Origin of the sequence: Amycolatopsis sp. NPDC058986, from assembly GCF_042741125.1 — a bacterium.
Lineage (GTDB): Bacteria > Actinomycetota > Actinomycetes > Mycobacteriales > Pseudonocardiaceae > Amycolatopsis.
Genome location: NZ_JBHYJW010000021.1, coordinates 68455 through 86109, shown reverse-complemented (window position 1 = coordinate 86109; position 17655 = coordinate 68455). Strand labels below are relative to the sequence as shown.

At 70.7% G+C, this 17655-nt stretch carries 12 protein-coding genes; 7 read left to right on the top strand and 5 right to left on the bottom strand.

The window, feature by feature from the left end; all coding sequences use genetic code 11:
• The first annotated feature begins 51 nt into the window (after positions 1 to 51).
• Genes ACFW0G_RS20065 through ACFW0G_RS20055 form a run of 3 tightly spaced genes read left to right on the top strand, consistent with a single transcriptional unit; the run spans position 52 to position 4341 of the window.
• Positions 52 to 1833: a fatty acyl-AMP ligase gene (locus tag ACFW0G_RS20065; RefSeq protein ID WP_378326843.1), complete on the top strand. Its 1782-nt coding sequence runs from the start codon at positions 52 to 54 to the stop codon at positions 1831 to 1833.
• A gap of 1 nt (position 1834) precedes the next feature.
• Positions 1835 to 3355, top strand: a complete 1521-nt coding sequence (locus ACFW0G_RS20060) for an ArnT family glycosyltransferase (protein ID WP_378326842.1) — start codon at positions 1835 to 1837, stop codon at positions 3353 to 3355.
• Positions 3352 to 4341: an alpha/beta hydrolase gene (locus tag ACFW0G_RS20055; protein ID WP_378326841.1), complete on the top strand. Its 990-nt coding sequence runs from the start codon at positions 3352 to 3354 to the stop codon at positions 4339 to 4341. Before ACFW0G_RS20060 ends, ACFW0G_RS20055 begins: the two co-directional genes overlap by 4 nt.
• Before the next feature lie 93 nt (positions 4342 to 4434).
• Here ACFW0G_RS20055 and ACFW0G_RS20050 read toward each other — a convergent pair whose 3' ends face one another.
• The 4 genes from ACFW0G_RS20050 to ACFW0G_RS20035 all read right to left on the bottom strand — a co-directional run bounded on the left by ACFW0G_RS20050 (position 4435) and on the right by ACFW0G_RS20035 (position 11242).
• On the bottom strand, positions 4435 to 5229 hold the full coding sequence (locus ACFW0G_RS20050) for a DUF2382 domain-containing protein (RefSeq protein ID WP_378326840.1): 795 nt from the start codon (positions 5227 to 5229) through the stop codon (positions 4435 to 4437).
• Positions 5230 to 5494: 265 nt separating this feature from the next.
• On the bottom strand, positions 5495 to 6922 hold the full coding sequence (locus ACFW0G_RS20045) for a TIGR00366 family protein (protein ID WP_378326839.1): 1428 nt from the start codon (positions 6920 to 6922) through the stop codon (positions 5495 to 5497).
• Between the two features lie 25 nt (positions 6923 to 6947).
• Positions 6948 to 7883 (bottom strand): ornithine cyclodeaminase family protein, encoded by a 936-nt coding sequence (locus ACFW0G_RS20040; RefSeq protein WP_378326838.1) that lies wholly within the window; start codon positions 7881 to 7883, stop codon positions 6948 to 6950.
• A gap of 8 nt (positions 7884 to 7891) precedes the next feature.
• On the bottom strand, positions 7892 to 11242 hold the full coding sequence (locus ACFW0G_RS20035; protein ID WP_378326837.1) for a molybdopterin-dependent oxidoreductase: 3351 nt from the start codon (positions 11240 to 11242) through the stop codon (positions 7892 to 7894).
• A gap of 99 nt (positions 11243 to 11341) precedes the next feature.
• Between ACFW0G_RS20035 and ACFW0G_RS20030 the strand changes: the two genes are divergently transcribed.
• Together ACFW0G_RS20030 and ACFW0G_RS20025 are read left to right on the top strand one after the other, a co-directional pair.
• Positions 11342 to 12004 (top strand): GntR family transcriptional regulator, encoded by a 663-nt coding sequence (locus ACFW0G_RS20030; RefSeq protein ID WP_378326836.1) that lies wholly within the window; start codon positions 11342 to 11344, stop codon positions 12002 to 12004.
• Positions 12005 to 12190: 186 nt separating this feature from the next.
• Positions 12191 to 12820, top strand: coding sequence for a LysE family transporter (locus ACFW0G_RS20025; protein WP_378326835.1), 630 nt, complete (start codon positions 12191 to 12193; stop codon positions 12818 to 12820).
• A 24-nt stretch (positions 12821 to 12844) separates the two neighbouring features.
• Here ACFW0G_RS20025 and ACFW0G_RS20020 read toward each other — a convergent pair whose 3' ends face one another.
• The gene (locus ACFW0G_RS20020) at positions 12845 to 13558 is read right to left on the bottom strand and encodes a maleylpyruvate isomerase N-terminal domain-containing protein (protein WP_378326834.1); all 714 of its coding nucleotides are present in this window, start codon (positions 13556 to 13558) and stop codon (positions 12845 to 12847) included.
• Positions 13559 to 14164: 606 nt separating this feature from the next.
• On the opposite strand from ACFW0G_RS20020, the gene ACFW0G_RS20015 reads away from it, so the two are divergent.
• Both ACFW0G_RS20015 and ACFW0G_RS20010 read left to right on the top strand, forming a co-directional pair.
• Positions 14165 to 16924, top strand: a complete 2760-nt coding sequence (locus tag ACFW0G_RS20015; protein ID WP_378326833.1) for a BTAD domain-containing putative transcriptional regulator — start codon at positions 14165 to 14167, stop codon at positions 16922 to 16924.
• Positions 16925 to 17028: 104 nt separating this feature from the next.
• Positions 17029 to 17499 (top strand): hypothetical protein, encoded by a 471-nt coding sequence (locus ACFW0G_RS20010; RefSeq protein ID WP_378326832.1) that lies wholly within the window; start codon positions 17029 to 17031, stop codon positions 17497 to 17499.
• Positions 17500 to 17655 lie beyond the last annotated feature (156 nt).

Sequence of the window (17655 nt, the reverse complement as noted above, 5' to 3'; positions counted from 1 at the left end):
ATCCACCGATATACACACCGCATTTCCGGCGCAGGACACTAGGAGAACCTGATGACAACGACCTCCGAATCCTCGCGCGGGGTGACGGGACTGACGGATCCCGGCCATCCCACGCTTTCCGCGGCGCTCGACCACTGGGCGGAAACCCGGGGCAACGAGTGCGCGGTGACCTTTGTGGACTATCGCGACGAGCCGGACGGCGTGCCGACGTCGCTGACCTGGCGTGAGCTGAATTCCCGGGTGGACGGTGTGGCGGCGTGGTGCCAGCGGCGCGCGGGACTCGGCGACCGCGTCGCGGTGCTGATCGACCAGTCGGTCGACTACGTCGTCGCCTTTCTCGGCGCGCTGCGTGCCGGGCTGGTCGCCGTGCCGCTGTTCGAGCCGTCCCCGTTGCCGGGGCACGAGGAACGGCTCGCCGGGGTACTCGCGGACTGCGCGCCGTCGCTGGTGCTGACCACCCGGCGGCACACCGACGCGGTCGATGCCTTCCTCGTCGAACGCGGGCTTTCCGGGCCACAGATCATCGCGGTCGACGTCCTGCCGCCGAGGGCCGCCGAGGACTACGAACACGTCCTGCTGCGCCCGGACGACCTCGCGTACCTTCAGTACACTTCCGGCTCGACCCGGGCACCGGCCGGGGTGATGATCACCCACGCGAACGTGGTCGCGAACGCCAGCCAAGGGGTGAGCTCCTACGAATGCGAGCAGGGGCGGACGACGTCGGTGTGCTGGCTGCCGCTGTTCCACGACATGGGGCTCGTCGTCGGGCTGGCCACCCCGGTCTACGGCGGCTTCCCCGCCACGCTGATGGACCCGATCGCGTTTCTCGCCCGGCCGCAGCGCTGGCTCGAACAGCTGGCGGCGACGCCGGGGCCCGCGGTCACCGCCGCGCCCAACTTCGCCTACGGCTACACCGCTTCCCGGACCACGGAGGAGGAGAAAGCGCGGCTGTGGCTGAGCCACGTCGTCTCGCTCGGCGACGGCAGCGAACCGGTCCTTCCGTCCACATTGGACGTCTTCTACACGAAGTTCGCCGAATGCGGTCTCGAACCGTCGATGCACCGGCACACCTACGGCCTGGCCGAAGCCGTCGTGATGGTCTCCGTCTCCCCGGCGGGGTCGCCGCCCCGGCGGGTGAGCTTCGAACGGGTCGCGCTCGCCGCCGGCAAGGCCGTCGTCGTGGAGCCGGGCAGTGGTTCGTCGACGACACTGGTCTCCGCCGGGCGGCCCGTCGAGCAGGAGATCCGGATCGCCGATCCACGGACCGGAACGGCGCTGGCCGACGGGCAGGTCGGCGAGATCTGGGCGAGCGGGCCGAATGTGGGACAGGGTTACTGGGGCAGGGAGGACTCCGCGGCGGTGTTCGACGCCGAACTGCTCGACGAGGACGGCCGCGTCGTCACGCCGTGGCCGGGGCGCGCCGGCTGGCTGCGCACCGGTGATCTCGGCGTGGTGGTCGACGGGGAGCTGTACATCACCGGCAGGCTCAAGGACCTGATCATCGTGGACGGCCGGAACCACTATCCGCAGGACGTCGAGCACAGCGTCGAACAGGCTCATCCGGCGGTCCGGCGGCACGCCGTCGCGGCGTTTTCGGTGCCAGGGGACTCTGGCGAGCAGGCCGTCGTCGTCGCGGAACGGGCCAAGCAGGTGAGCGCCGAAGAACTCGACCACGACGAGGCGGCGGCCGCGATCCGGGCGGTCGTTTCGCAGCGGCACGGGCTTTCCCTGCGGGACGTGCTGATCATCGGGCCAGGGGAGCTGCCCCGCACCTCCAGCGGCAAGATCCAGCGTTCGGCCTGCCGGACCCGGTACACCGAGCAGAGTTTCTGACGTGGACGTCCCGGCGGTGTCCGAAGCCCCCGTGGCACCCGCCGCGGGGGTGCCGCCGTTCGCGCGCCTGCCCGTGCTCGGCGTCGCGGCGGCCGTCGGCGCGGTTCTGCTCGCGGTGAGCGGGAAGTTCGGCTACTTCGGCGACGAGCTGTACTTCCTGGCGTCGGCTCGGCACCACCTCGCCTGGGGCTACGCCGACAATCCGTGGCTGCTGCCGGTGCTGGCCCGGCTGCCGGACACCGTCCTGCCCGGGTCGGTCGTGGGGCTGCGCGTCCTGCCGATGCTGCTCACCGCGGCCGGTGTGGTGCTCGCGGCGCTGATCGCCAGGGAGTTCGGCGGCGGCACCCGGGCACAGGTCATGACCGCCGCGGCGTACGCGCTTTCCTTCCAGCTACTGGCTTCCGGCCACGTCCTCGCGACGTCCACAGTGGACCCGTTCTGCTGGGTGCTGGTCAGCTGGCTGGTGGCCCGCTGGGTGCGGACCCGGTCGGACCGGCTGCTGCTGTACGCCGGGCTGGTCACCGCGATCGCGATGCAGGGCAAGTTCCTGATCGTCTTCCTGTGGCTCGGGCTGGTCGCCGGGGCGCTCATCGCCGGGCCGCGGACGCTGCCCCGGCGTCCCGCGCTGTGGGCGGGCGGTGTGGTGACCGTGCTGCTCACCGTCCCCACGCTGGTCTGGCAGGCGCGGCACGGCTGGCCCTACCTGCTGATGAACGCCGTGGTCGCCGAGCAGAACGACCGGCTGCTCGGTGGTACGGTCTCGATGGTCCCGCTGGCCGTGCTGATGGCAGGCCTGCTCGTCGGCGCGTTCCTGTGCTGCCACGGATTCACGCAGTTGCTGCGGGCGCCGGAACTGCGGGACTTCCGGTTGTTCGGCTGGGCCGCCGCGCTGGTCACGGTGCTCTTCCTGGCCACGGCGAGCCGCTACTACTACGTCGCCGGGCTGTATGCGGTCCTGTTCGCCGCCTCCGCCGTCCGGCTCGAACGACGTCGTGCGGCACGCTGGTGGCGCTGGGTGCCGACCTGGCCGGTATACGTGCTTTCCGTGCCGCTGGCGGTCTATCTCGCCCTGCCGGTGCGCCCGGCCACCGGGTTCACCGGCGTCCAGCTGGTCGATTTCGTCGGCAGCGGCAGCTACGGCTGGCCGCGGCTGGCGGACACCGCGGCCGAGTCCTTCCGGCGGCTGCCCCCGGACGATCGTGCGCACACGGTGGTGATGGGGGACAGCTACTGGCAGGCGAGCGCGCTGGCCGTCTACGGGCCCGACCGCGGACTGCCCGCGGCGTACGGACCGGAACGCGGGTACTGGTACGCGGGCGCGCCACCGGACGACACCCGTCAGGTGCTGTACGTCGGCGGTGACCGCGAATCGCTGGGCCACTTCTTCGGGCAGGTGCGGCAGGTGAACACCGTGCGGCTCGACATCGACGCGCAGGTCGCCAACCAGGGCGTCGCGGTGTGGTTGTGCGGCGCCCCCAGGGATCCGTGGCCGCGGCTGTGGGACCGCATGCACCGGCCGTGACCACCAGCTCCGACAACGAAAGGCACACCGTGTACGAATACCGCCCCGGCGGCAAGGGTTTCCGCGCCGCGGTCATCCGCTTCCTCTGCCGTGTCTTCGTGCGGACCACCTTGGCGTGGTGGCCGCTGCGCGGACCGCTGGCCCGGCTGATGCCGCTGGTGAATCTCGCGCTCCTCCCGGTGCCCCGGCTCCGTTCGACGGAGTGCGAACGGGTGGACGGTGGAACCTGGCGTGGCGAGTTCGTCAAACCCCGTGGCAGCGCGGAAACCACCGGGGCGCTGCTCTACCTGCACGGCGGGGCGTTCGTCTTCTGCGGCCTGGCAACACATCGGCGCATCGTCGAGCGGCTGGCCCTGCGCACCGGGCTGCCCGTGCTTTCGGTGCGATACCGGCAACTTCCGCACGGCCGCCTCGACGCCTCGATCGCCGACGCCGTCGACGCGTTCGGCTGGCTCGTGCGCCGGGGCTTCGCGGGGGAGACGATCGTGTGCGCCGGTGACTCCGCCGGCGGGCACCTCGCGTTCGCCGTGGCACTGCACACCATCGGCACCGGCCTCGCGAAGCCCGCGGCCGTCGTCGGGCTTTCGCCGTGGCTCGACTTCGACAGCGAGGCCAAACGAACACACGGCAACGCGCGCAAGGACGTGTTCATCCCGGCGAACCGGCTCGCCAGGGTGGCGCTGCTGTGCGCGGGCGGCGACGGCGTCGTGGATCCGCTCCGGTCACCGGTCAACGGTGACCTCGCGGCCCTGCCACCGGTGCTGATCCAGTGCGCGGAGGACGAGGTCCTGCGTTGTGACGCGGAACTGATGGCCCAGCGGCTCGCCGAGGCCGGTGTCCGGCACAAGCTCCAGGTGTGGCAGGGGCAGGTCCACGCGTTCCCGGTCCTCGGCGACGCCCTGCCGGAAAGCCGCGCCGCCCTCGACGAGATCGCGGACTTCGTCGCCGACGCGCTCGTGCGCGCCCGTACTTTTCGCACGCCGTAAGGGGGGCCTTACCGGCGTTGAGTGCCGGTAAGGACCCCTTCACGGCATGACAATCCACAAAGGACGGACGGTGACGACGTCCGCGCGGCGGTGTCAGGATTTGCGGTGCTTCTTCGTGCTGTCGTCCTGGATGTCGAACTGTTCCTTGCGCACCTCGCCGGTGACGGTCTGGTCCTCGGTGACCGTCTCGGTGTTCGCGCGGAGCCGTTCGACGGGGCGAGTTTCCTTGCGCACCACCGGTTTCTCGGCGTGCAGCGCGATGTCTTCCTCCTGCTCGCCGAGCTGGGCGCCGGGACGGGCGGAGGCGTCGGTGATCGGTTCGCGTTCGATGCGGACCTCTTCGTGGCTCACCGGGACCGTGACCTGCTGTTCTTCGGTGACGACATACTTGCGCAGGCGGACGTGCCCGGTCTCGACCTGCTCGGTGCCGACCTTGAGCTGCTCTTCCGAGCGGATCATCTCGCTGTCGCGGTCGCTGTCGCCTCGGCCGGCGCGGCCCCGCGTGCCGCGTGGGCGCCCGGTACCCGGAGCCGGGCCGGAGGTGCGGCCGGTGTCCGCGTCGGGGGCCATCCGGGGTGTCGGCAAGCCGTAGTGCCGGTAGAGTTCGGCGCTTTCGGCGGTCGAAAGCCTGCCGTCGGCTTCGATGCGCGGGGCCTCGGACACCTGGTCCTTCGCGACGTTCACGTGGACGCCGTCGCGGTCCACGTTGGCGCCCGAGAGCGGCACGAAGCTTTCCTTGGTGCCGAACAGGCCGGTCCGCACCGTGATCCACTCGGGTTGCCGTGTCGTGTCGGCGAGGTAGACGTTCCCGACCTTGCCGATCTTGTTGCCTTCGGGATCGACCACGGTACTGTCCAACAGTTGCTGGGGTGACAAGGTGCCGGCCATCTCGCGTCCTTTCTCCAGTGGTGGCGTAAACATCGTTCGGCACCACCCACCCTCGGACGCGCTGGTGCGCGCGGCAACCGTCCGGTGTGCCGGAGGGTGACACCGGAAAGTGGATGTTTGGGTGTGCCCGTCCGGGTAACGCGCGCGTCGTTTCACCGCGCAGGTCGGGGAACCGGCGGAGGGCTCCGAGCCGGATCGGAACGTGACCTGATCGGGTGAGGGTGAGGACCGCGGTCGACTTCGGTGAGCTGGATTCGGCTGGTCCTCAGTGGACGGGCGGGTGGTAGGCGAGGGTGGGGGCGAGCAGGGTGAGCAGGCCGAGCACGAGCGGCAGCAGGATGACCAGGTAGGTGAAGGTGAATCCGACGATGTCGCGGGCTTTGAGCGAGAGCACGCCCAGGAGCGGAAGCATCCAGAAGGGATTGATCAGGTTCGGCAGCGCTTCGGCGGCGTTGTAGATCTGCACGGTCCAGCCGAGGCTGACGTGGGCGTCGTTGGCGGCCTGCATGACATACGGCGCTTCGATGACCCATTTCCCGCCGCCGGAGGGGATCAGGAAGCCCAGCACGATGGAGTAGCCGCCGATGAGCAGCGGGAACAGCCCGGCGGAGGTGGCTCCGGTGAACACGGCCCCGAGATGGTGGGAGACGCTGTGCCCGGTGCTGTCGGTGGCTTTGGTCAGGATCGCCGCGATACCGGCGTAGAAGGGGAACTGGATGAGCACGCCGCCGGTGGCGGGGACGGCTTTGGCGACCGCGGCGAGGAACCGCCGCGGGCGCCAGTGCAGCAGCAGGCCGAGGGTGAGGAACAGCAGGTTGTAGGTGTTGAGCCCGGAAATCGCGACGATCGGGTCCTTGGCGCCGAATTCCCGCACCGCCCAGCCCCCGACGAGCGCGACCACGACGATGGTGAGCAGCGGGCTGTACTCCAGCCATTCCCCGGGCCGGGTGCGGGGCGGGTCCTGCTCGACCGGATCACGCGGGTCTACGCCGAGATCGTCCGCGGTGCGGATGAGAGCACCGCGTGGGGCGGAGAAGAACGCCACCGCGACGCAGACGGCCACGACGACGGCGGCCAGCAGCAGCGACTGCCAGGTGAAGATGGTCTCGCGGAACGGGAGCACCCCGGTGACCGGCAGCAGCGACGAGGGGATGCTGGCGCGGTTGGCCTGCAACTGCGCGGCCGAGGAGCTGAGCCCGAGTGCCCAGCTGCCGCCGAGGCCGAGGTAGGCGGCGGCCCCGGCGGCCCGGTAGTCCATCCGCAGTCCCGGGCGTTCGGCGAGGCGACGGACCAGCAGCGCGCTGAAGATGAGGCTGAAACCCCAGTTGAACAGCGCGGAGACGAGGCTGAGCGCGGCGACCATCGCGATCGCGCCGCGTCCGGTGCGGGGCAGCCGGGCGAGCCGGTCGATCACCCGCCGGATCGGCCCGGCGGTCGCGACGACGTAGCCACCGATGGCCACCATGGCCATCTGCATGGTGAACGGGATGAGGTCCCAGAACCCGCCGCCGAAGGCCGAGGCGACGCTCATCGGGGACGCGCCGATCGCGACCGCGGCCACGGCGACCAGCGCCACGACGAGCAGGGCGAACACCAGTGTGTTCGGGAACCAGCGTTCGGACCAGTTCGCGGCGCGGATCGCCGTTCTGGCAAGGAAACCGGCCTTCGGCGCGGAGGTGGCGGGCTGGGACATGGCAGCTCCTTTGCTGCTCGGTGCGTTACGCGGCGGGGCGGGTACGCAGGACGTGTTCGGCGGCGGCGAGGTCGGCCAGGCCGCTGCCGACGGCCTTGAAGACGGTGATCTGGTCCGGATCGCGGCGTCCGGCGACCTCTTCGCGGCAGAGCTGGCTCAGCGTGCCCGCGATCGTCGCGGGGTCGAACGCCCCGGCGGAGACGGGCTGGACGAGGTCGCCGGATTCGGCCAGCGCGGTCGGGGTGTCGATGTACACAGTGGACAGTCGGAGGCAGTCGTCGTCGGCTTCGCGCATATGCGGCCGGAAGCTGCCGATGAGGTCGAGGTGGGTGCCGGGGCGCAGCCATTCGCCGCGAATGATCGGCGTGGTCGCCAGAGTGGCGCAGCTGACGATGTCGGCGCGTCCGGTCGCGGCGGCGAGGTCCGTGACGACCTCGGCGTCGAGGCCGTCGGCGCGCAGGGCGTCCGCCAGCCGGTGCGCGGCGGCGGGGGCGGCGTCGTGCACCAGGACGGTGCGCAGGTCGAACTGGCTGCGGTAGGCGGCGGGGAGCATACCGCCGATGTGCCCGGCGCCGACGACGAGCAGGACGCGGCTGTCGGGGCGGGCGAGGTAGGAGGCGGCCAGCGCCGAGGTGGCCGTGGTGCGGCGGCGGGTCAGCTCGTCGCCGTCGATCACGGCGAGGTGTTCGCCGGTGGTGGCACTGCTGAGGATGTAGGCCGAGGAGAGGGCAGGCCGGCCGAGCGCGTTGTTGCCGGGGAAGATGGTGACGAGCTTGACCCCGAGGTATGCGTCGTCGCTCCAGGACGGCATGAGCAGCAGGGAGGCCCCGGAGTTTTCGTCGAGGCTGTGGGTGTGCCGGTCGGGTGTGTGCGCGCCCCGGCGGAAACCCTCGCGCAGCGCGGGGACCAGCGCCTCGAAGGTGAGTGCGTGCGCCGCGTCGTCGGCGGTGATGGTGAGCATGGTTCTCCTCAGGCGTCGAGGGTCAGGTCGGTGAGTGGTACGGCCTGGCAGGTCAGGCAGGTGTTGTCGGGCAGGTCCTCGGCCGGGGCGACCAGGTGCGCGACCTGTCCGGCCAGCAGCGGCACGGCGCAGCTTTCGCACTGGCCTACCCGGCAGCCGCTGGGCAGGGTGATCCCGGCGCGTCCGGCCAGGTCCAGCAGCGTGCCGTCGGCGCGGCGCCAGCGCAGCGTCCGCCCCGATCGTCCGAAGTGGACATCGGCTTCGGCGTCGGCGGGAAGGTCGACGGGCTGGGGCGCGGCATGGAACTTCTCGGCGAAGATGTCGAAGCGGGGGACGCCGCGCGCGACGAGCCCCGCGGTGAGGTCGGCGAGCATGGTCTCGGGGCCGCACAGGTAGAACCGGGCCCGGTCGCGGATCAGCTCGTCGTCGACGTGCTCGGCGCGGATCCGGCCGGGTACGACGTGTTCCCGGTCGGCGGCGGACGGCCTGCTGTAGTGGTCGACGACGGTCAGCCGGTCGATCCGCTTCGCCAGTTCCCGGATCCGGTCGGCGAACGCGTGCGTTGTCGCGTCGCGGTTGCCATGGTGCAGAACGACTTTCGGCACGGAACCGCCGCGGGCGGCCAGTTTCTCCAGGTAGCCGAGGAAGGGGGTGATCCCGATCCCGGCGGCCAGCAGCACCACCGGGAACTCGATGTCGGCGGGGATCACGAAGGGGCCGTCCGGGGCGGTGACCGTGACCCGGTCGCCCACGCGTAGTCCATTGTGGACAAAAGTGGAGAACTGGCCGTCGTCGACGCGGCGTACCGCGACGCGGTACTCGGCGTCGTCGCCGGGCTCGGCGGGCCCGGTCAGCGAGTAGCTGCGGGTGATCCCGCGGTCGTCGGTGAGCGTGATGTGCTGTCCCGGCCGGAATTCCGGTAGCGGCCCGTCGCCGGCAGGGGACAGGCGCAGCGCGCGGACGTCGGCGGTTTCCGCGGTGCTCTCGGTGAGGACGAACTCACGGCGTCCGCTCCAGCGCGCGTCCGGCACGGGCCGCACGTCGCACGCGGTGGAACGCAACGGGACGGCACCGCTGAGCGGATCGTGGTCGGTGTCGTCGACGAGCAGGTTGTAGTTGGCGCCATCGGTCCGCCGCGGGTCGGAGCCGGGGAGCCCGAGATCGGGGGCGGCCTGCCACCAGCCGTACTCGGCGACGACGACTCGCGAGTCCAGCGCGGGGTCGATCCTCGCGCGCATCCGCGCCGAGCCGGCGTGCGTGGAGATCGTCACCCATTGCCCGTCTTCGATACCGCGATCGGTCGCGAGGTCCTCGGCGATCTCCACGGCCGGTTCCGGAAAGCGCTTCCTGAGCGAGGTGATCCCGTGGTGCTGGCTGTGGCAGAAGTAGCCGTTCTTCGCACACGTCAGCAGGAGCGGGAAACGCGGGCCCTCGGGTCGGGGGGTGTGTTCCGGGACCGGTGGGTAGCCGTGCTCGGCCAGCCGCTGCGAATACAGTTCGACGCGGCGGGTCGGCGTGGCGAACCCGCTCACCGTCCCGTCCTCCGCGATCTCGGCGTACTTGCGATGTCTGGTTTCGAGGGGGATACGGATCCCGCCGGGTTTCGCGCGCAGGTCCGCCGTGGTCAGTCCGAGCGGGGCGAGCACGTGGTCACGGGCTGCCGTGAGGTCTCCGCCGAAGAAGTCGCCGGCCATGCCGAGGCGGCGGGCGAGGTCGAACACGATCTCGGTGTCCGAACGGGACAGTCCGGCCGGGGCGACCATGCGTGGCCGGAACTGGACGTGTTCCTGCGCGCGTCCGGTGATCTCGAAGCCCGCCTTGACCGCGTCGTGCTCCCAGGGACTGGTGACGGGCAGGACGATGTCGGCGAAGTCCGCGGTGGGATTGGCGAACAGGTCGAGGTGCACGAAGAACTCGAGTTCGCGCAGCGCGGCCGCGGTCCGCCGCGGATCCGGCTGGGACAGCAGCATGTTGCCGCCGAAGCCGACCATGGCCCTGGTCCGGTACGGCTCGCCGGACAGGATGGACCGGCACAGCGCCCGGGCGCTGACCCAGCCGTTGGCGGGTGGTCCCAGTGGATGCTCGTCGAGCCCGAGTGCCTTCGCGCGCTGGGCGGGCGCGAGCTGATCGGGCGCGCTGGCGGCGTTGACCGGCAGCCGGGGGAGGACGACGTTGCCGCCGGGCGCGTCGAAACTTCCGGTCAGCGCGTACAGGGTGGCGATGGCCCGTTCGGTCTGAGTGGCGTTGGCGTGCTGGCCGATGCCGGTCCAGCCGTGGTAGGAAACCGCCTTCGCCGACGTCAGCGCCTCGGCGAAGGCCACCAGCGCCGCCGGGCCGACTCCGGTGACGGCACTGGTTCGTTCCAGCGGCCACGCGGCACAGGCGTCGGCGTACCGCTCGAACGCGGGAACGCACTCGACGGCTCCGGACACCGTGCGGACGCGACGTTTCCCGCGCAGCGCGAACCTGGCCGGATCCGCCGCCGGGTAGTCCGTGTCGTAGGGCTGCGGAGCGCCTGTTCGCTCGTCCCACACCACGAAGCCGCGCAGTCCCGGTTCGAGTTCGTCCGCGCGCAGGAACCGGCCGGTGTCGGCGCGGACCAGCAGCGGACCGTTCGACCAGGCCCGCGCGAACTCCGCGTCATACCGTCCACTGTGGAGTATCAGATCGGCGGTTCCCAGCGCCAGCGCGGCATCGGTGCCGGGCAGCACGCGCAGCCAGTGTTCGGCCTCGCGTGCCGCGGCCGAACGCCGGGGATCGACGACCGCCAGCGCCGCGCCGTTCGCCCTGGCCTCGGCGAGTGCCGCGGACTGCGCGAGCCACGACTTCGCCGGGTTGTGCCCCCACAGCACGGCCAGGTCCGTACCCGCGAAGTCCGGTACCGGCATCCCGCAGCCGAACGTGAACGCGTGGGCGAAGTCCTTGTGCCAGTTGCAGTTCTCGGTCGAATAGCAGATGTTGGGGCTGCCGAAGTGGCGGACGAACCGCTCGATCCAGGCGATCGAGTCCGACAGCGGCGTCCCGCTCGGCGAAGTCACCGCGAAGGCGACGGCTTCCGGTCCGCTCTCGGCGGCGATACGGCTGAGCCGCGCGGCGATCTCGTCCATGGCCTCGTCCCAGCCGATGACCTCCCATTTCGGGTCCGGATCGGACTTCGGCGTGGTGCGCCGCAGCGGGCTGGTCAACCGGCGAGGGCTGTGCACGATTTCCGGCGCCGCCCGGCCCTTCGGGCACATCGCCGCCCCGGTCGGATGGCCGGGATCCGGCCGGACGCCGGTCATGACGCCGTTCTCGACGGTGTAGATCGCGCCGCATCGTGAGCGGCAGAGCGTGCAGTAGCCGCGTACCTCGGTCTCCATTGTTACTCCCGGGTAATCGGTCACCGGTAACCGCATACCGGTGATGTGTAAGATGCATCGCGAAAGGCGGGAAGTCAAGAACGAATGAAGGGGGACCGGGTGGCTGAGCCCACTGCCGGCCTGCTGCGGCACACCAGCCTGCGGGATCAGGTACTGGAACTCGTCCGGCACGCGCTGGTGTCCGGCGAGATCCGGCCCGGCGAGATCTACTCCGCCTCGGCACTGGCCGCGCGGCTGCAGGTGTCCAGCAGTCCCGTGCGGGAAGCGATGCTCACCCTGGTCAACCAGGGCCTGCTCGAACCGGTGCGCAACCGCGGGTTCCGCGCGGTCCCGATGAGCGAGCAGGACCTCGACGAGGTCTACGAAATGCGAGTGCTGCTGGAGTTGCCCGGCACGCTCAAGGCCGCGGCCCGGATCACCGATGCCGACCTCGACCGCCTGCGCGCGCTCGCCGCGGACATCGAGGACGCCGCGGCGGCGGGTGACGTCGTCCGTTTTCTCGACGCCGACCGGCACTTCCACCTCGACCTGCTCGGCTGCGGCGGCAACAGGCGCCTGGTCGACGCCGTCGCCACCCTGCGCGACCAGACCCGCCTCTACGGCCTGGAAAACCTCGCCGAGCGCGGGGCACTGGCCGATTCCGCGCGGGAGCACCGCGAAATCCTCGTCGCGATCGCCGAGCGCGACACCGCGCGCCTGGAGGAACTGGTCCACGCCCATCTGCGGCACATCCGGGCCGACTGGGCGAGGACAGGGGACTGAGCCGAGGTTTGCCCTGACCTCCCGGGTCGGCCGCGGAGTAATTGATTTGCCGCCTGCCGGAACCGGCGGCGAGGATCACGCCATGACTGCGATCGTCCCGGTGACTCCGCTGCCCGTCCGCGCCGCCCTTCCGGTGGCGGGCGAGCAGCAGACGGCGTGGCCAGGGAGGCTCGGCACGTCGCAGCCGTGACGGCCGCGGTCGTCGCGGGGCTGCTGGCCGGGTACGGCATCGCGATCCCGGTCGGTGCGGTCGGAGCGTATCTCGTGGCGTTGACCGCCCGGACGTCGCTGCGGGTCGGTATGGCCGCGGCACTGGGCGTCGCGACCGTGGACGGCGGGTACGCGCTGGTGGCCGTGCTCGGCGGTGGCGCGCTGGCCCGGGTGATCGTGCCGGTCGCGGATGTGCTGCGGTGGAGCGCCGCGGCGGTGTTGATCGCGGTGGCCGCGTGGACCGCCGTCACCGCGATCCGGCGACACCGGAGACAGCCCGCCGAGACGCCTCAGCCGCTTGGGCCCGTACTGGGCTCGTTCCGCGCGTATGCGGCGTTCGTGGCGATGACGCTGCTCAATCCCGCCACCGTCGTCTACTTCGTCGCGGTGGTGCTGGGCGGTCAGGCCGGTGTCGCGAATGCCTGGGCGGAGCGGGCGGTGTTCGTGGCCGCCGCGTTCGCCGCGTCGGCGAGCTGGCAGCTGCTGCTCGCCGGGTGCGGCGCCGTGCTGGGCCGGGCACTGGCCGGGCCGCGGGGCAGGCTGGCCACCGCGCTCGTCTCGGGTGCGGTGATCGTCGTCCTCGCCGTGCGGACGGTGTGGACGTGAGCACGCGAGCGCGGGCCGGGCGGCCTAACGCCAGTACCATCGCAGGCCGTCGTCACCGGTCATCGGCTCGCTGGGGGTGGCCGGTGGCTCGAAGGCGGCCCAGGTGAAGGCGGGGATCCAGGGGGCGGGGTCGGAACTCCACTCCAGGGCCCGGATCTGGCCGGCGCTGCGGCGGCCGGTGAACGAGCGCAGGATGTCGTAGTCGGCGCCGGTCACCACCGCCGCGGGCGCGCCGTCGCCCAGCGACCATCGCTGCCCCGCGGCTCGCACCTCGAACGCGGGAGCGTCGTGGTTGGCGAGATGCTCGCCCATCCCGCGGACGACGACGTCGAGCGAGCTCAGGAACGCCGGATGCCCGCGTTCGGGTGTGGTGCCGAGGACCCGGTGCAGGTCGAGTTCGTGACTCAGCGCGTCCATGATCATCAGCTGGCCGCCGCCTCCGGCGATGAGGGAGGCCACGTGCTCACCGAGGACCGACCACGCGTCGAGCACGACGCGGACCGGACCGTCCTTGGCGGCCGCTTCCGCGTCGGCGTCCGGTTCCTCTCCCAGCCGGCGGGTGACGAGCGCGGCGATCTCCACCAGGTGGGCGAGGAGGTCGCGGACGGTCCATTCCGGGCAGGCCGGGACCACGCGGTCACCGATGTCCTCGGCCGACGACGTGACCAACGTGCTTATCGTCGTGCGCAGGGAGCGGTACACAGCGTCGGCGGGCGCGTTCTCGGGCAGTGCGGTCATCGGCGCTTCCGTTCCTGCTCGGACCCGTGGGGGCGAGCGGCGCGAGGCGTCGTCCTCATGCCGCTCGCCGGGCGACCCGGGGGTCGGTTCCGGGTTCTCCGGGTGTCGTGTCGCGAATCCTGCCCGGACTGCCGGGAGGATGCTTCTCCTTCGGTGCGGGGCCTGTCGTTCGAGGACCCGGCCGGCTGCGCGATCCCACATCCACGGCACGCTGGAAATTGGCTACGCCCGACTCCGTCGGGAACAGCAGCGCGATTCCGGAACCTGAATCAATTCGTTCGTCGAGTGCCGCGTTTCCGACGTCACCGGGGCCGGTCGGTTCGAATAGGAAAAAGGTCTCGATCGAAGATCTATCCGGCGGCTAAACATCGATGTCCACAGGAAGTCATCGCCAAGCTACGTTATACGCCCGCGACGGTGGCCGCCGGATACATTTCGCTCACGATTCCCGTCGCCGCCGAACGGCCGAAGCCGCTGCCCCGAACGTGTGTGGTTCTTGCGTGCTTCTGCATTCCCCTGCTGACGCCTGGTATCAAGGTCTCGGGAGGGCAAGGGGGGCGACAAGGAATGATCGAAATCGGTGTGCTCGGAGATTTTCATGTTCTCGTGAACGGGGCCGAGGTGGACGTCGGGCCCGCGCGGCAACGGGGCGTGCTGGCCGCACTGGTCGTGGACCTCAACCGGGTCGTACCGGTCGAGCAGCTGGCCGACCGGGTTTGGGGAGACCGGACACCACCACGCGCACGCGCCGCGCTGCACAGCTACGTTTCGCGGCTGCGGAAGGCGCTTTCCCCCGCGCCCGAGGTGAAAATCGTGCGACGGTCGGCCGGGTACTCGCTGATGGCCGACGAGTCCGTCGCCGACATCCATCGCTTCCGGGACCTGTGTGACCGCGCACTCGGCTCGGGCGGAGGCGACGGCCTGAAGCTGCTCGGTACAGCGCTGCGGCTCTGGCGTGGCGCGGCGCTCGCGGATCTGAACACCGGCTGGGCCGACAGTGAGCGCAGGCGTCTCGACCACGAGCGGCACGCGGCCGAGACGGCGTACACCGAACTCCGGCTGCGCGGAGGACATCACGCCGAGCTTGTCGCCGAGCTGTCGGTGCGCTGGGAGGAACACCCGACCGACGAGCGCGTCGCCGGCCAGCTCATGACAGCGCTGTACCGCTGTGGCCGCCAGGCGGACGCCCTCGACGTGTATGAGCGGGTGCGTACCCAGTTGCGCGAGGAACTCGGCGCCGACACCAGTCCCGTGCTCGGCAGGCTCCACCAGCAGATCCTCGACGGCAAGCTGGACCAGCCCGGCGAACGGCTCCCCGTGCACGACCGATTCCCGGTACCCCACCAGCTCGCCGCGCAGCCACGCGGCTTCGTGGGCAGGGCGGAGGAGCTCGCTCACCTCACGGACATGTCGGCCGACACCGGCGATTCGGGTGAGCCGATGGTGATTTCGGTGATCACCGGCCCCGGCGGGATCGGGAAGACCTGGCTCGCACTGCGCTGGGCGCACGAACGCATCGATCGTTTCCCCGACGGTCAGGTGCAGGCTTGCCTGCGCGGTTTCGACGCGGTGCAGCAGCCGCTGCGGCCTGCCACGGCACTGCGCGGCATTCTCACCGCTCTCGGCGTCGCCCCCGAGGCGATCCCCGACGATGTCGACACCCGATCGGCGTTGTACCGGAGTCTGTTGGCGGGCAAGCGAATGCTCGTCTTCCTCGACGACGCTCGCGACGTTTCCCAGGTGCGCCCGCTGCTGCCGGGGTCGGGGTCCTGCACCGTCCTGATCACCAGCAGGCACCGCCTCACGGACCTGGTGAGTTCGGACGGCGCGCGGGTGCTGAGCCTCGACGTGTTCTCGGAACAGGAAGGGCGGGAACTGCTCGCCCGCCGTCTCGGGGCGAACCGGCTGACCTCCGAGCCGCGCGCGGTGTCCGAACTGCTCGGTCACTGCCACGGCGTCCCCCTGACTCTCGGCATCGTCGCGGCCAGGGCGACCGCTCAGGCGCAGTTGCCTCTCGACGTCCTGGTGTCCGAACTGCGGGACGCCGCGACATTCCGCCCCGAGTCACGCACCGACGTCCTCACGGCGAGCCTGCGTTCGGTCGTCTCCTCATCCTGCGTCACGCTGACTCCTTGCGCCGCAACACTTTTCGCCTTGCTGGGCCTCGCACCAGGGCCGAGCGTCAGCACACACGCCGCGGCTTCGCTCGCCGCACTGCCCTTGGCCGAGGCACGGGCGTGCCTGCGCGAGCTGCAGGAGGCCAACCTCGCTCTGCAGCCGGTCCCGGACCGCTACCGGATGCACGATCTGATCAACGCCGTCGCCGCGGAACGGGCGAGCCGGGAAATACCCGAAACGCTGCGCACCGCCGCGGAACGGCGGGTCGCGGATTTCTACCTGCACACGGCCGCCGCGGGCCAGCGGCTCCTCAACCCCCATCGCCCCGGCGTGACCTTCGGCGCCCCTGCCGACGGATGCCTGCCCAGACCCGCCCTCGACCCGGCCGGGGCGGTGGCATGGTTCGAAGCGGAGTCCGACTGCCTGCTTGCGACGCAGGAACTCGCGGTGCGCCGGCGCTGGCACACGACCGTCTGGCAGCTCGCGTGGACGCTGACCCCGTTCCAGCGCTGGTGTGGCAACCACTACGACAACGTCGCCGTCTGGCGCCACGGCCTCGCCGCCACCGAGGAACTCGGCGACCTCGCTCTCCGGGCAAGGGCCCATCGGTGGCTGGGGCACGCGTATGCCCGGGCGGGGGAAAGCGCACGAGGTCTGTCCCATCTCCGGCGGGCCTGTGCCCTCGCGGAACGGACCGCCGACCCGGTCGACCGGGCCTATGGACAGCACACGCTGTCCCTCGTCTGGGGTTGGCAGGGGGAGGACGACCGGGCGGTGGAGTGCGCTCGCCGCGCGGAGAGACTCTTCGCGGTGCTCGGGAACCCGATCTGGCAGGCCGAGGCGCTCAACACCCTCGGCTGGTACGAAGGACGGCTCGGCCGGTACGACGACGCCCGCGCACACTGCGCGCGAGCCCTCGCCCTGAACGAGCAGCACGGTTACGCCGACGGCCAGGCACACGCCCTCGACAGCCTGGGCTACATCGCCTACCGCGGCGGCCGGTTCACCGAAGCACTCGACTACTACCACCGTGCGCTGACCGTGCGGCGCGATCTTGGGGACCGCTACGGCGAAGCCACCACACTGGCCAGCCTCGGGGACGTCTACGCCGCGCTCGGACAGCGCCCGGAGGCACACGCGGCCTGGCACAAGGCGCTCGACCTGCATCTGTCGAGACAGTGTCTCGCCGAGGCCAGGGAAATCCAGCGGTCATTGAGCCTCGGTGATCCGGTGCACGCGGGCCCGTGAGGCTCGCGACGTGCGCGGCAACCGAAACGCAAGTTTTGTGCACGGCGCCGGTGCCACAGTTCCCCTGCTGGTGATCACCCGATCACGAGAAAGGGGATGAACAAGTGCGAAAACTGTTTACCGGGCTTCTCCTGCTGCTCACCGCGGCCGGGGGTAGCGTGGTGGCCGCCGGAACGGCGAGTGCCACGGACGGCGCCGGGTGCCCGAGCGCCGAAACCACGTGTTACGGCTGGAGCAAGAACTGGAACCGGCCGGACAAGGGCCAGTACGGCGCCATCAGCTACTTCGCGGACGGGAACAACGAGGCCTGCGACCTCAAGCTCGACCCGTACCTCGGTGGTGGTGCCGGAAGCGGAACCCCGATCGGCAACAACGACGGTTCCCTGATGGTCAACAAACTGGACCATTCCGTGACCTTCTACTATCGGCCCTCCGCCAGCGGGTGCCGCAGGCCGGGAAGCTACTCCACGACCTACGGTTTCGGTGTGCGGACGTGTTTGTCGAATCCCGACACCGACTGGGGCGTACTGCCCTGGTACCTCTGCAACAACACGCGATCGCATTTCGTGAACTGATCCACTGGGAAATCCGGGGGAAACGGCGGTTGTCACGCCGCGCGTGACAACCCCGCCGCCCGGCCGCAAAAACCCCCATAGGGGGGGGCCCTGTAAGAACGAGGGGAAACACCGCACGTCAGGGTCATAGGCGGAATCCACGCGCTCGGCGGCGCG